The sequence below is a fragment of the Martinezella dioscoreae genome (assembly GCF_009176305.1).
Lineage (GTDB): Bacteria > Pseudomonadota > Alphaproteobacteria > Rhizobiales > Rhizobiaceae > Rhizobium > Rhizobium dioscoreae.
Genome location: NZ_BLAJ01000002.1, coordinates 595,193 through 608,474, shown reverse-complemented (window position 1 = coordinate 608,474; position 13,282 = coordinate 595,193). Strand labels below are relative to the sequence as shown.

Genomic DNA, 13,282 nt, shown 5'->3' with positions numbered 1-13,282 from the left:
CGCTCAATGGATTTTCAATGATCAAATTATTCAAAATCATAGCTTCGGCCGTCGTCGCCGGCTCGCTTTTCATGACCACAGCATCGGCGGCAGGCCTCAGCGGCGCGCCCGCTCCCTTCGATAAAAGAACAGTCAATATCGCCGTCATCAGCTTCCTTGGCAGCGGCGACTGGCTGCAAGCCTTCGAGGCTGGCGTCAAGCGGCAGGCGGATGCGCTTGGCGTCAACCTCACTGTTTCGCAGGCCCGCAATGACAACGACACGCAGCGCAATCTTGTCGAGCAGGCGATCAATCTCGGCGTCGACGGCATCATCATCAACAATGGCCGCCCAGAGGTCCTGAAGGATGTCGCGCAGAAGGCACTCGACAAGGGCATCAAGGTGCTCGCCTATGACGTCAACCTCGACAATCCGCAAATTCCGCAGATCGAACAGAGCGACAAGGATATGGCCAAGCTCGTGCTTGACCAGGCCGTGAAGGATAAGGGTGATGGCTTCACCGGCGGTGCGGTCTACGTTGCCGGTTTCGCGCCGCTCGACCGCCGATATGCGGTGTGGAAGGATTTTATTGCCAAGCACAATCTGAAGGAAAAGGCCGTCTGGGGCGTGGTCAATGACACCGTTCCCGCCTCCGTCGCCGACCAGACCAAGGCCGTCCTGCGCGCCAATCCGGATATTTCGGTGATCTTCACGCCATGGGATGAGTTCGCCAAGGGTGCAAAGCTCGCTATCGACGAGCTCGGCCTTTCCGCCAAGGTGAAGATCTACGGCGTAGACACGTCGACCGCCGATATCCAGCTGATGGTCGAACCGGACAGCGCCTGGGTAGCGACGGCTGCCACCAACGCTGCCGTCGTCGGTGAAGTTTCCGTCCGCGCCGTTTCGCTTGCCATTGCCGGTCAGCCTCCGGGCCACTCCGTTCTTCTGCAGCCGACACTCATCACGCGCGACGATCTCGTCAACAACAAGATCGGCACCATCGAAGAACTGCAGCAGAAATTCCCGGCCTTCCTGAAGAGCGATGCCGCCACGGCAGCCTGGATTCCGGCGGCCAAGAACTGAGACTTATCAGCTGCTTTCGCAGGCGCCGCCCGCAAGGGCGGCCCTTTTCATTCCCCTGAGCGTGAGACGTCCCATGGCATCGACCGACCTGCCGAAACCTGACTTTGCCCGCAACATGACATTGATCGGCCATAACGATATCGGCGGCCGTGGCGATGGGTTGCAATTGATGGTTCATCGAGGCTACGCCTATGTCGCCCATCCCTGGTCGCAGGGCTTCTCGATCGTTGACGTACGCGACCCGAAACATCCCAAGACGGTCAATTACGTGCCAGCGCCAGCCAACACCTGGAACATCCATCTGCAGACGCATGACGACCTGCTGCTGGTCATCAACGCGCTCGACCTCTTTGCCGACGTGGAAACCTTCACGAACGAGAAGGCCTACTACACGCAATCCGTCGGCGAGACGGTCGCCTCCAGAAAGCGTGAGCGCGCCTGGACCGCGGGCATGAGCGTGTTTGATATTTCCGTTCCCGACAAGCCGCGCAAGATCGGCCAACTGGATGTCGAAGGCGTCGGCTTTCACAGGCTTTGGTATGTCGGCGGCCGCTATGCCTATGCCTCGGCGCTGCTCGACGGCTTTACCGACTATATCTTCGTGACCATCGACATGGCCGATCCAACCAGGCCCGAACTTGTCGGCCAATGGTGGCTTCCCGGCATGAACCGCGCGGCGGGCGAAACCCCAAATTGGGGCGACGGCAAGCGCTATGCCCTGCACCACGCGCTCGTCCATGGCGACACCGCCTACGCTTGCTGGCGCGATGGCGGATTGACGCTCCTCGATATCAAGGATCGTTCCGCCCCCCGGCTCATCAAACACCATAACTGGTGCCCGCCCTACGGCGGCGGCACACATTCGCCGCTGCCACTTCCCGGCCGCGATCTTCTTGTCGTGGCGGATGAGGCTGTGCTGGACAATGAGGAAGACGGCCGGAAACATACCTGGGTCTTCGACATCCGCGTGCCCGAAAATCCGATCAGCATCTCGACTTTCCCGATCCCCGCCGAAATCGACTACGCGAAGAAGGGCGGTCATTTCGGACCGCACAATCTGCACGAAAACCGGCCCGGCTCTTTCGTCTCCGAGACGCTGATCTTTGCGACGTGGCAGAATGCCGGCATCCGCGCCTTCGACATTTCCGACCCCTATCATCCTGTCGAAACCGGCGCTCTCGTGCCGGCGGGGCCGACTGCCATTACCGACCGCCGTCCAGGCCGCCCGAAAGTGATCCAATCAGCCGACGTCTTTGTTGACGCCAATGGTCTGGTCTATGCCACGGATTACAATGCCGGGCTCGAAATCATCGAATATGGCGGCTGATGCGCGAGCTTGGCTCCAAATCCATATTTATCGACGAAAGAAGAGAAGTTTTTACCAGCACGGCATGAGTCGACATGTGAGTGACGAGGCTGACCTTGTCGTCAGGCGCCCGTGCCAAAACGCGCCCGATAAAAGCCGGGTGTTATGGCAAGATTCTTGAGAAAGGCCCTATGCAGCGTGTCGAGGCTTGAAAAGCCCGAACGCTCGGCGATGCGGGCCAGCGGCCAGTCAGAACTTTCGAGAAGCGCCTTTGCCCGCTCCAACCGTGCGGCTTCCACGAATTGCGCCGGCGTTGTTCCGGTTTCCTTTCGGAAACTGCGCGAAAAGGTGCGCTCCGTCATGCCGACCCGGCTGGCAAGAGCAGGTCCCGATAGATCCCCTGTGGGATCGTCGATGATCTCGCTCAAGAGCTGCCGCAGGCGCGGTGTCGCATTCGCCTGAAGGGCGAGGCCCGCGCTGAACTGCGACTGACCGCCCGGCCGGCGCATGAACAATACCATCTGTCGCGCAACGGCAAGAGCGGTCTTCGGACCACAATCGGCCTCGACCAGCGCCAGACATAGATCGATACCAGCCGTAATGCCGGCTGAGGTGAAGACGGGCGGCTCCGCCACAAAGATGGCGTCTGGCTCGACCTCGATCTGAGGCCGCAATTCCTTCAAAAGGGAACAGGAATTCCAATGCGTGGTCGCTCGTCTGCCATCGAGGAAGCCGCCGGCCGCGAGGATGAAGGCTCCGGTGCAGACGCTGGCCATGCGCCGGGTAGGCCTCGCCCGCGAATGCAGCCAGGCAAGCAGGTCCGTCTGAAATATGACCTGCCGAAGCCCATCCTCGCTGCCGCCGGAGAGGATGATCGTATCGAGATCGGCGGGCAGTTGTTCGAGGCTCATGGTCTCGCCGAAGACAAGGCCGCCGGCGGAGCTGCTTTTCACCGATCCACCGGCCGGGGACGCGAGCACGACTTCGTAAGGCGGCGCACCCTCGGGCAAATGAAGGTTCGCCATCGCGAAGACCTCCATGGGTCCGACGATATCGAGCGCCTGAACACCGTCATAGCCGATAACGACGATACGCCGCGGGGAATGTCCAGAATCCTGCATTGGCGGAAAATGCGATATCTTTGTCATTTTCGCCAGCCTGCGAACCAAATATTTCCGAGGGTATGACATCAAAAATCTGGACACGTGCCATGGATCGCCATTTCCCCAAAATCTTGCTTCTCGCCCTGCTCGTATTTTGCATTGCGATTTTCCCTTTCGAAAGACCTGCGATAGCTGCGGAAAATGCCATCCGGCTCCCGACGTTCAAAGCCGGCCGGACACGGCCCCTCATCGCGATCGCCGCCGACAACCGCGGCACGGAGACAACCGATCTCGTCATCCCCTACGGCGTCCTGCGCAGTGCCGGTGTCGCCGACGTCGTGATCGTCTCGACCCAGGCTGGCATCGTGAACCTCATGCCGGCGCTGAAAATCAAGCCGGACGCAACAATGCGGGACTTTGACCGTGAGCATCCGGAAGGCGCCGATATCGTCATCGTCCCCGCCATGCATGACAACAGCAGCCGCAACGTCATTGCCTGGATTCGCGAGCAATCATCGAAGGGCGCGATGGTCGTTTCGATCTGTGAGGGCGCCTGGCTTGCGGCAAGGGCCGGCGTATTCGACGGCAAGCACGCCACCACCCATTGGTACGCCTTCGACGCAATCCGCCGTACCTTTCCGCGGACAGAGTGGGTTCATAACCGGCGTTACATCGTCGATGGTAATGTCATGAGCACCACGGGCGTCACGGCATCGATCCCCGCTTCCCTGACTCTGGTGGAGGCCATTGCTGGCGCGCAGAAGGCGCGCTCGGCGGCCACCCGGCTGGGTGTCATCGATTGGAGCAGCGCGCATGATTCCGCACCGTTTCACATGACAACGAGCCGCTTCTGGCGCTTTGCCGGCAACACCCTTGCCTTCTGGAACCACGAGATCATCCGCCTGCCCGCGGAGGAAGGTTTCGATGAAATCGCTTTGGCGCTGACGGCGGATGCGTGGTCGAGAACCTATCGTTCGAAGGCTGTCATCGCGGAGCCGGCCCAATCCATCCGTTCGCGCAGCGGCCTCCTGCTTGTGCCGGACCTTTCAGCCCATACCGATGCCTCGGTCGTGACGGTTCCCGCGCGCCCACCCGCGCAGGCGCTGGATCAGACGCTGTTCGAGATTGCCGCGCGGTATGGTGCGCGAACATCTGATATCGTCGCGCTGCAGCTCGAATATCCCATACAGCATTGATCCATCATTATCCGCCACCGATCTCGCAAAGTTCGGCGGTGGTCGACGGCTGCACTCTCGTGATGAACACGGCAACTAAGGCATGACTTACGCCACCTTGACCGTTGCCTTTTCGGCAATCGATAGTGCGCATAATTGTTCTTTATTAGAACGCTGAATTCCCCCATCATCCCTGGCATTGGTGGATAACGAGACGAAAAGTCCGATCGCCCAATCAACAGGGGAACTATCAGCATGTCTCAATTCATGATGAATCGTCGCCGTTTCCTATCCAATGCTGCCTTGGTCGGGGGTCTTGCTGCGACCCAGACCTTCGTCGGCATCCGTGCCGGCAAGGCCGCCGATGTTGCCGAAGTGCGCATGCAGCTCGGCTGGCTTGCTTCCAACGGACTCATCGGCGAAGTCGCGGCACAGAAGAAGGGCTTTTTCACCGAGCAGGGCATCAATCTCACCATCGTCCCCGGCGGCCCGAATGTCGATGGCGTTGCCGGCGTTGCGGCAGGCCAATCCACCATCGGGCAGATTTCCTCCAGCCCGTCCGTCATGCTCGCGCGCTCGGCCGGCATGCCGGTCAAGGCGTTTCTGGCAGGATACCGTAAGCATCCATTTACATATTTCTCGCTGAAAAAGGCGCCGATCCGCGAGCCGAAGGACATGATCGGCAAGACGATCGCCACCCAGCCGACCGCCTTCATCCTGCTGCGCGCGCTCCTCGCCAAAAACGGCATTCCGGAAGACAAGGTGAAGATGGTCAACATGGGTTCCGACATGAACCAGCTGATGACCGGCCAGGCCGATGCCGTCACCGGCTGGGTCACGAACACCAACGCGCTGAAGGTGCTCGGCGACGATCGTGTCGACATGATGCTCTGGGATGCCGGCCTGCAGCTCTACGCCAACGTCTATTATACGACCGACGAACAGCTCGACAAACATTCCGACGTGCTGGTGCGCTTCACCAAGGCTGCCGCCAAAGGTTGGGGTTACGTCCGCGACCATCCGGAAGAAGCCGTCGACATGCTGGTCGATGCCTATCCCAATCTCGACAAGGCCAGCGAGCTTGAAGCCGTCCACCCGGTTATCGATTTCTCCTTCGGCGATAGCACCAAGCAGACCGGCTGGGGCGCGATGAACAAGGACAATTGGGCAGCACAGATCAAGGCTTACGCCGATCTCAAGCAGTTTACGGGAGCAATACCGACCGTCGATGACGTCGCCACCATGGCGATCCTCGACGCGACGACCGATATCCGCAAGCAGATCGGATGAATGCCATGATGAGCGCCGCCACCATCAAGCAGCCGCCGCTACCGGTCGTCGAAACGTCAAGGCTTGCCGTTTCCATTCGCGATCTCGATATTCGCTTCGGCGACAAGGGCAACGAGTTCACCGCTCTGTCCAAGGTCTCCGTCGATATTCCGGAAGGATCGTTCGTCACCATGCTCGGGCCGTCCGGATGCGGTAAGTCGACCTTGCTGCGCTGCATCGCCGATCTCGTTGACATCAGCGACGGTTCGGTTTCGGTTTTCGGCCGACCGCCACGAGAGGCGCGCCAAGGTCGCGATTTTGCCTTCGTCTTCCAGGAGGCAACGCTTTTGCCGTGGCGGAGCGTCATCGACAATGTCCGCCTGCCGCTGGAAGTCGGCAGGCACGACAAAAGCTCCTACGCCGATCCCATGGAGCTGCTCGCTCTCGTCGGCCTCAAGGGTCGCGAAAATGCCCTGCCGCACGAATTGTCCGGCGGCATGCGCCAGCGCGTCGCCATCGCCCGCGCCCTGATAACAAAGCCACGTATCCTGCTGATGGACGAGCCCTTCGGCGCTCTGGATGAAATCACCCGCGACAAGCTCAACGAGGAACTGCTTCGCATCTGGCGCGAAACGGGCACGACCATCGTTTTCGTCACCCATTCCATTCCGGAGGCGGTCTTCCTCGGTCAGCACGTGCTGATGTTGCAGGCCCACCCCGGCCGGGTGAAAGAATTCATGAAGGTCGATCTTCCCTATCCCCGCGCCCTTGCGATGCGTGACACGGTCGACTTCATAAAAGTGACCGCGCATCTGCGCGCGCTCCTGGAGGAATGCATATGAGCAACGCCGTGCACTCTGACATCGGCCACATCGCCAAGGCGCCGCGCAAGGTCGCCATCCTCGACGCAACCATCGGCGTTCTCTCCTCGCACATGCCCGCGATTCTTGCGGCACTCGGCTGCATCGTGCTCTGGCAGGCGGTCATCTGGATCTTCAAGATCCCGACTTTCATGGCGCCAAGCCCGCTCGATGTGCTCTCTGCCTTTCGCGACAATGCCGCGACGCTGACGCGAAACTTCCTGCCGACCGTGCTCGAGGCCGTTCTCGGTTTCGTCTTCGGCAATCTCGTCGCCATACTGCTGGCGATCTGGTTCGTCCACAGCGCGACGGCCGAGAAGGCCTTCTATCCGATCGCCGTCTTCGTCAAGGCGATCCCGATCATCGCGCTTGCGCCGATCCTGGTCCTGATCTTCGGCAACGGCGTCGCCCCGAAGATCATCATCGCCGGCCTCATCTGCTTCTTCCCGACGCTGGTCAACATGGTGCAGGGACTTCGCTCCGCCAGCCCCGCAATGCTCGACCTGATGCGGGTGCTTTCGGCCAGCAATTCGGAGATTCTCTGGAAGGTCCGTCTGCCAAGCTCGCTGCCATTTCTCTTCGCCGCGCTGAAGATCGCCGCAACGAGCAGTGTCATGGGCGCGATCGTCGCGGAATGGATCGGTTCCAGCTTCGGGCTTGGCGCACTCATCATCGAGGCGACCTACAATTTCCGCTCGCCGCTGCTTTACGCAACGGTTGTCATTGCCGCGCTGCTGGCCGTGATCCTCTTCTTCATCGTCTCAGTCGCCGAGGCGAAGATGATCCGCTGGAAGCCGGCGGGACAGCACTAAAGCTTAGAAAACATCGAGGGAACACCAATGGAACAGGTTATTCACCAGCCTGCACGGGATATCCGTGTCGTCGATCGCTCTGATGTGGTTGTGGTCGGCGGTGGCCCGGCAGGGATTGCCGCTGCCGTCTCGGCCGCACGCAACGGCGCCAGCGTCACGCTTCTCGAACGTTATCCCTATGTCGGCGGACTTGCCGCCGGCGGCATGGTGCTCGTGCTCGACGACATGATCAACGAGCTCGAAATCACCGTGCGCGGCATTTGCATGGAGATGATCGAGCGTATGAAGCGCTGGGGACTCTGCGTGACCCCGACCGATCGCGATCGCCTGATCGAATTCCGCGATACGCCGGAGGCCTGGCAGCGCTGGGCGCGCTGGGGCCTTTTCGACTTCCACACCCAGTCGATGCCGCATCCGATCTGTTTTTCGGCCGCCTTCGATCCCGACGCCTTCAAGCGCGCGGCCTATGACATGATCGCCGAAGCGAAGATCAAGCTCAGAACCCATAGCTGGTTCTCCTCGGCGATCGTCGAAGGTGGCGCAATCAAGGGCGTCATCTGCCAGACCAAGGAAGGTATGCAGGCGATCCTCGGCGATGTCGTCATCGACACGACGGGCGATCTCGATGTCGCTGCAAGCGCGGGGGCTTCCCATGTCGAATCCAACTTCATCCTGACGACGGTCTCGCGTTGGGGTGGCGTCGATACGGAAGCGGCGGAGCGTTTCGAACGGCAGGAGCCGGAAGCCTTCAAGGCGCTCGATCACGAAGCCAAGCGGCTGATCGGCGGTTGCTGGTCCTTCTGGTGGCTGAAGACGCCGCTGCCAGGCGTCGTCTGGCTGAACTGCCCGCATATGCCGACGCTGAGTGGTTTGAAGGTCGACGACCTGACCAAGGCGGAGATGGAAGGCCGCTCGCGGATCGCAAAGCTGCTCGATTTCGCGCGGGAAAAAATGCCCGGCTTCGAGAACGCCTATGTCGTCGATTTTGCGCCGCAGACCGGCGTGCGCCAGACGCGGTTGTTGCAGGGAGATTATGTCGTAACGAAGGACGACGTCATGACCCGCCGCCATTTTGCGGACACGGTCTGCCGCGGCCGCGATTACTACACGCCGTACCGCGCCATGCTGCCCAGGGAGGTCGATCAGCTGATCGTTGCCGGCCGGCATTATTCGGCAACGCCGCAGGCACAGAAATCCAGCCGCGAGATCCCGCCCTGCATGGCGATGGGCGAAGCGGCGGGTGTCGCAGCAACGGTTGCCCTCAATGCCGGAACGACCGTTCGCAAGGCCGATATCCGGGCAATTCAGAAGCAGATGCGGGCTCAGGGAGCCGATCCAGGCGACATTCCCTCGGAGAACGCGACATATTTGGAGGCTGCAGAATGACGACTTTGCCACTCGACGGAATCCGCGTGATCGATTTCACGCAGGTCATGCTCGGCCCTTCCTGCACGCAGGTTTTGGCCGACTATGGCGCCGAAGTCATCAAGATCGAGAAGGTCAAGATCGGCGATCTCTCGCGTTGGTCGCTGGGCTCCGATCCGGACGGGCTCAACAATCCGGTCTTTTGCTCCTTGAACCGCAACAAAAAGAGCCTGGCGCTCGATCTGAAGGATGCCGGCGCCCGCAAAACCGTCCAGGCACTGCTTGAGACTGCCGACGTGGTCGTCAACAACTTCCGGCCCGGCGTCATGGAACGCATGGGTTTTGGCTATGAGGATCTCAAGAAGATCAATCCGCGCCTGATCTATGCCGTCGGCACGGGTTTCGGGCTGACCGGCCCCTATCAGCATAAAGGCGGCCAGGATGTGCTGGCGCAGGCCGTCTCCGGCGTCATGCGCCGCAAGTCGGACAATAGCCACCCGACCTCGATCTATGCCACGCCGCTTGCCGATTACTCGGCCGGCATGCATCTCGTCCAGGGCATCCTGCTTGCCCTGCTGCAACGCGACAAGACCGGCGAAGGCCAACAGGTCGCCGTCAGCCTCTACAACTCCATGATCGCCATGCAGATGCAGGAGGGCACGACACATCTGATGCGCCAGAAGGATCTGAACTGGGGCGCCTTTCCGCTGACGGGTGTTTTCGAGACAACGGACAGCGCGATCGTCATGGTCGGTGCCTTCAAGCCGAACCCCTTGCGCGACATCTGCGAGGCGTTGGCGATCGAGGACCTCTCGCAATATCCGCACTACAAGGATTTCGATGCCCAGATGGCGCGGCGGCCGGAACTGCAGGCGATCTTCCGCGACAACTTCGCCAAGAACAGCACCGCGCACTGGATTGAACGGCTGGAAGGCGTCGACATCCTCTGCGCCCCGGTGCGTTCACTCCCCGAGGCGCTGAAGGACGAGCAGACGATCATCAACAAGATGATCCTCGAGGCAGGCGAGACCGCAGCCGGTCCGATCCGTCTGATCGGCTCGCCGATCGACATGTCAGCCGCGCAGGTGACCGTGCGAATTTCTCCGCCGCAGCTCGGTCAGCACAATGACGAAATTCTGGCTTTGCTTTCCGAGGTGAGGGGAGACGCAGCATGAGCGTCTCCTTCACCGTAGGAGATCGCGTCGCCCGCGTCACGCTGGACCGACCCGACCGGATGAACGCCGTCGATGCCGAGACGGAAGCCGAACTTGAGTCGATCTGGGTGGAGATCGAGAAGCGCGACGATATCAGCTGCGTCGTCCTGACAGGCTCAGGCGAAAAGGCTTTTTGTGCAGGCGCCGACCTCAAGGGCGGCAGCGGCAGTTCCGGCGTCGATTATTGGACCGCCGGCCGGGAAAACGGCTTTGGCGGCCTCGCGTTCCGCCGCTCGCTCGACGTGCCCGTCATCGCCCGCGTCAATGGCTACGCGCTGGGCGGCGGCTTCGAGATGGTGCTCGGCTGCGATATCGTCATTGCGGTGGAGACAGCACGCTTCGGCCTGCCGGAAGCGCGCGTCGGCCGCATGCCGCTCGATGGCGGCATGGTGCTGCTCCAGCGCAAAATCCCGTTCAACCGCGCCATGGCCGTGATGCTGACGGGACGTCAGTTCGGCGCCCAGGAAATGGCAAGCTATGGTGTCGTCAACGAAGTCGTATCGGCTGGCGAACTCGATGCGGCTGTCGATCGCTGGGTTGCCGACATTGTCGCCTGCGCGCCGCTGTCGCTGCGGGCGATCAAGCAGACGGTCAATCGCACCGCCCATTTGAGCCCGGCCGAGGCACAGGCGCTGCGGACGCCGGCGCTCATCAAGGCGCTGAAAAGCGAGGATGCGATGGAGGGTGTAGCGGCCTTCCGCGAGAAGCGTGCGCCCGTTTGGCGCGGCAGATAGGCATGCTATAGCTTCAAGATTGCCGAGGGCTTTCTATGCATGCCAGCATCCTGAAATATTTCACCGAGGTCGCACGCTCTGGATCCATCCGCAAGGCGTCCGAAGAGCTGCATGTGGCAACCTCCGCCGTCAGCCGCCAGATCAAGAAGCTCGAAGACGAGCTTGGAACACCGCTCTTCGAACGCTTTTCCGACGGGCTGCGGCTGACGTCCGCCGGCGAAATCGTGCTGCGCCACGCCAAGGAGACGCTGCAGGACTTCGAGGTAATGAAGTCCAATCTCGGTGACCTTCAGGGAAAGAATACGGGCCGCGTCCATATCGCCGCCCTCGACAGCCTGCTCGTCACGTTTCTTCCTGATTTCATTAAGAGGTTTCATAAGCTGCATCCTGCAGTCGACTTTCGCGTCCGAGCGGGAGCCTACAACAATATTTTCCATTTCATGGCTGCGGGCGACATTGATATCGGCATCAGCTTTGATCTTGCGACCCCACATGACCTGAAGCTTGTGGGGTCGATCCGCACAGCCTTCATGGCCATGGTCGCTTCATCGCATCCATTGGCTAGGGCGAAATCGGTGACGCTGCCAGAATGCGCCCAATATAAGCTGCTTCTGGCGCTCGACAGCGAAGTCGTCAGTTCGGCGATAGCGGTCGAGCTTGCGGGGCTTAATCGTGTGGGGCGAACGTTGGTCGCATCCAACAATCCAATCCTCCTCAAACCATTAATCATGTCGGGAGACGGCATTGGTTTCTTTACCCCGGTTGGACTCTGGCCGGAAATCCAGACGGGCGAAATCGTTGCCATTCCGATTCGGGACTTCAAGCTCAGCACCGTCGATATCGCTGTTTTCGTCCCCCGCGATCGGCATCTAACTCATGCTAGCCAAGCAGTCATCGAGCTGCTTAATACCGAGTTGCGTAGGTTCGGCGAGGATTTGAGAGCCATCGTCAGCAGATGAGAAAAGTATGAAAACGATCCGCCTGCTAAAATGTCCTGGCTACGACCCGGCCATGCGCTTCGACAGATTGACAGACCTGCCATTGCAGTTCAACGCTGCGACTGCGCTGCCCGGCGACCTCATCCTCCCCTCACCCGTCAACGCCCACGATCATGGCTATGGCATCCGCACACTTGATTTTGGCGCGGTCGACGACGGACTTGAGGTGTGGATACCGGGCTTGAGGCTGCGGCCGCGCACCGATCCCTATCTCGAGGCGCTTGTCGCCTTCGGCCGGCTGGCCAAAACCGGCGTCGGCGCGACGATGCACTGCCACAACTCGCTCAATGTCGATCGTCTGGTCGATGAGGCAAGCGCCGTCATACGGGCCGCCAACGATATCGGCATTCGAATTGCGCTTTCCTGTCCGCTGCTCGACCATGATGCCTGGGCCTATGATGGTGGGCCGCAGCGCCTGAAGCCGTTTCTGTCCACAGGTGATTGGCAGGCGTTGGAGCCGACCATCCCAGCCTACGCTCCGATCCCCACCCAACTTGCAGCCGTCGAGGCGATCGCTGCGGTCAACACCAGCCCGCTGGTCGATGTGCAGTATGGGCCGATCGGGCCGCAATGGTGCTCGAACGCACTTCTGGAGGCGATTGCCGAGGCTTCTGCGCATCATAATCGACGCATACACATGCATCTGCTCGAAAGTCCCCGCCAGCGCCTATGGCTGGACCGCCGCTTTCGCGAGGGCGTCGTCAACTATCTCGACAAAATAGGCTTCCTGTCGCCGCGGCTCGCCATCGCCCATGGCGTCCAATTGCGCCCCGATGAACTTGAACTGCTTGCCGAGCGCGGCGTGCAGCTTGTCAGCAATCCCTCAGCCAATCTGCGTCTTCGCTCCGGCATCGCTCCGATCGCATCCATGACCGAACTCGGCAGGCCCGCATTCGCCATCGGCCTCGACGGCACAGGGCTGGATGACGACCAGGATCTATGGCGGGAAATGCGTCTCCTTTATCTGCTGCATGGCGGACGTAACCTGACGCGACAGTTGACGGCCGAGAATGTCTTCCACGCAGCAATCCGGGTTGGGAGGCAGGTCATCAATGCCAAGAATGCGGAAGACTTTACGATCATCGATTATAAAGCCCTAATCGCCGATGCGCTGTTCGATGATGTCGACAAGGCGGAGGTCCTGTTGACGCGCATGAGCGCGCAATACGCCCGCGGACTTGTCGTGGCTGGCCGCGAGGTGATGCGCGGAGGCGAACTGACAGGCGTCGACTTCGATGCTGCCCTTGCCGAGCTCCTGGCGCAGGCAAGAGCCGATCTGCCGAGACTTGAGAGGCAACGGCCTCTCGTCAACGCATTGTCAGAAGCGACGCGCGCCTATTATGCGAGCTGGCCCGGCATTTCCTGATATCGCGAGAGGCAACAAC

At 60.6% G+C, this 13,282-nt stretch carries 12 protein-coding genes; 11 read left to right on the top strand and 1 reads right to left on the bottom strand.

Annotated features, from left to right (window positions below; translation table 11 throughout):
* The first annotated feature begins 17 nt into the window (after nt 1–17).
* Nucleotides 18–1,061, top strand: a complete 1,044-nt coding sequence (locus GDN47_RS09435) for a substrate-binding domain-containing protein (RefSeq protein ID WP_113329562.1) — start codon at nt 18–20, stop codon at nt 1,059–1,061.
* A 73-nt stretch (nt 1,062–1,134) separates the two neighbouring features.
* Nucleotides 1,135–2,388 carry an LVIVD repeat-containing protein gene (locus GDN47_RS09430; RefSeq protein ID WP_113329561.1) on the top strand — a complete coding sequence of 418 codons (1,254 nt, stop codon included), beginning with the start codon at nt 1,135–1,137 and terminating at the stop codon, nt 2,386–2,388.
* A 101-nt stretch (nt 2,389–2,489) separates the two neighbouring features.
* Here the strand turns inward: GDN47_RS09430 and GDN47_RS09425 are convergent, their stop codons facing one another.
* Complete coding sequence (locus GDN47_RS09425) at nt 2,490–3,515, bottom strand: GlxA family transcriptional regulator (protein ID WP_233789828.1); 1,026 nt, start codon at nt 3,513–3,515, stop codon at nt 2,490–2,492.
* A gap of 62 nt (nt 3,516–3,577) precedes the next feature.
* Between GDN47_RS09425 and GDN47_RS09420 the strand changes: the two genes are divergently transcribed.
* The 9 genes from GDN47_RS09420 (at nt 3,578) to GDN47_RS09380 (ending at nt 13,263) form a co-directional block, all read left to right on the top strand.
* Nucleotides 3,578–4,666 carry a DJ-1/PfpI family protein gene (locus tag GDN47_RS09420; RefSeq protein WP_152093138.1) on the top strand — a complete coding sequence of 363 codons (1,089 nt, stop codon included), beginning with the start codon at nt 3,578–3,580 and terminating at the stop codon, nt 4,664–4,666.
* A 234-nt stretch (nt 4,667–4,900) separates the two neighbouring features.
* Nucleotides 4,901–5,935, top strand: coding sequence for an ABC transporter substrate-binding protein (locus GDN47_RS09415; protein WP_113329559.1), 1,035 nt, complete (start codon nt 4,901–4,903; stop codon nt 5,933–5,935).
* A 5-nt stretch (nt 5,936–5,940) separates the two neighbouring features.
* Complete coding sequence (locus GDN47_RS09410) at nt 5,941–6,756, top strand: ABC transporter ATP-binding protein (RefSeq protein ID WP_113329810.1); 816 nt, start codon at nt 5,941–5,943, stop codon at nt 6,754–6,756.
* Nucleotides 6,753–7,586, top strand: a complete 834-nt coding sequence (locus GDN47_RS09405) for an ABC transporter permease (protein WP_113350666.1) — start codon at nt 6,753–6,755, stop codon at nt 7,584–7,586. Before GDN47_RS09410 ends, GDN47_RS09405 begins: the two co-directional genes overlap by 4 nt.
* A gap of 27 nt (nt 7,587–7,613) precedes the next feature.
* On the top strand, nt 7,614–8,972 hold the full coding sequence (locus GDN47_RS09400; protein ID WP_112723316.1) for an FAD-dependent oxidoreductase: 1,359 nt from the start codon (nt 7,614–7,616) through the stop codon (nt 8,970–8,972).
* Nucleotides 8,969–10,126, top strand: a complete 1,158-nt coding sequence (locus GDN47_RS09395) for a CaiB/BaiF CoA transferase family protein (RefSeq protein ID WP_152093137.1) — start codon at nt 8,969–8,971, stop codon at nt 10,124–10,126. The genes GDN47_RS09400 and GDN47_RS09395 overlap by 4 nt, the downstream gene beginning before the upstream one ends.
* Nucleotides 10,123–10,899: an enoyl-CoA hydratase-related protein gene (locus GDN47_RS09390; RefSeq protein ID WP_113389429.1), complete on the top strand. Its 777-nt coding sequence runs from the start codon at nt 10,123–10,125 to the stop codon at nt 10,897–10,899. The genes GDN47_RS09395 and GDN47_RS09390 overlap by 4 nt, the downstream gene beginning before the upstream one ends.
* A 35-nt stretch (nt 10,900–10,934) precedes the next feature.
* On the top strand, nt 10,935–11,858 hold the full coding sequence (locus tag GDN47_RS09385) for a LysR family transcriptional regulator (protein WP_069610244.1): 924 nt from the start codon (nt 10,935–10,937) through the stop codon (nt 11,856–11,858).
* 7 nt (nt 11,859–11,865) lie between these two features.
* Complete coding sequence (locus GDN47_RS09380) at nt 11,866–13,263, top strand: amidohydrolase family protein (protein WP_152093136.1); 1,398 nt, start codon at nt 11,866–11,868, stop codon at nt 13,261–13,263.
* Nucleotides 13,264–13,282: the final 19 nt, after the last annotated feature.

Bases quoted from the DNA above. Each gene is read 5' to 3' on its own strand.
- GDN47_RS09435 (WP_113329562.1), top strand. From the start codon at position 18: ATGATCAAATTATTCAAAATCATAGCTTCGGCCGTCGTCGCCGGCTCG.
- GDN47_RS09430 (WP_113329561.1), top strand. From the start codon at position 1,135: ATGGCATCGACCGACCTGCCGAAACCTGACTTTGCCCGCAACATGACA.
- GDN47_RS09425 (WP_233789828.1), bottom strand. From the start codon at position 3,515: ATGACAAAGATATCGCATTTTCCGCCAATGCAGGATTCTGGACATTCC.
- GDN47_RS09420 (WP_152093138.1), top strand. From the start codon at position 3,578: ATGGATCGCCATTTCCCCAAAATCTTGCTTCTCGCCCTGCTCGTATTT.
- GDN47_RS09415 (WP_113329559.1), top strand. From the start codon at position 4,901: ATGTCTCAATTCATGATGAATCGTCGCCGTTTCCTATCCAATGCTGCC.
- GDN47_RS09410 (WP_113329810.1), top strand. From the start codon at position 5,941: ATGATGAGCGCCGCCACCATCAAGCAGCCGCCGCTACCGGTCGTCGAA.
- GDN47_RS09405 (WP_113350666.1), top strand. From the start codon at position 6,753: ATGAGCAACGCCGTGCACTCTGACATCGGCCACATCGCCAAGGCGCCG.
- GDN47_RS09400 (WP_112723316.1), top strand. From the start codon at position 7,614: ATGGAACAGGTTATTCACCAGCCTGCACGGGATATCCGTGTCGTCGAT.
- GDN47_RS09395 (WP_152093137.1), top strand. From the start codon at position 8,969: ATGACGACTTTGCCACTCGACGGAATCCGCGTGATCGATTTCACGCAG.
- GDN47_RS09390 (WP_113389429.1), top strand. From the start codon at position 10,123: ATGAGCGTCTCCTTCACCGTAGGAGATCGCGTCGCCCGCGTCACGCTG.
- GDN47_RS09385 (WP_069610244.1), top strand. From the start codon at position 10,935: ATGCATGCCAGCATCCTGAAATATTTCACCGAGGTCGCACGCTCTGGA.
- GDN47_RS09380 (WP_152093136.1), top strand. From the start codon at position 11,866: ATGAAAACGATCCGCCTGCTAAAATGTCCTGGCTACGACCCGGCCATG.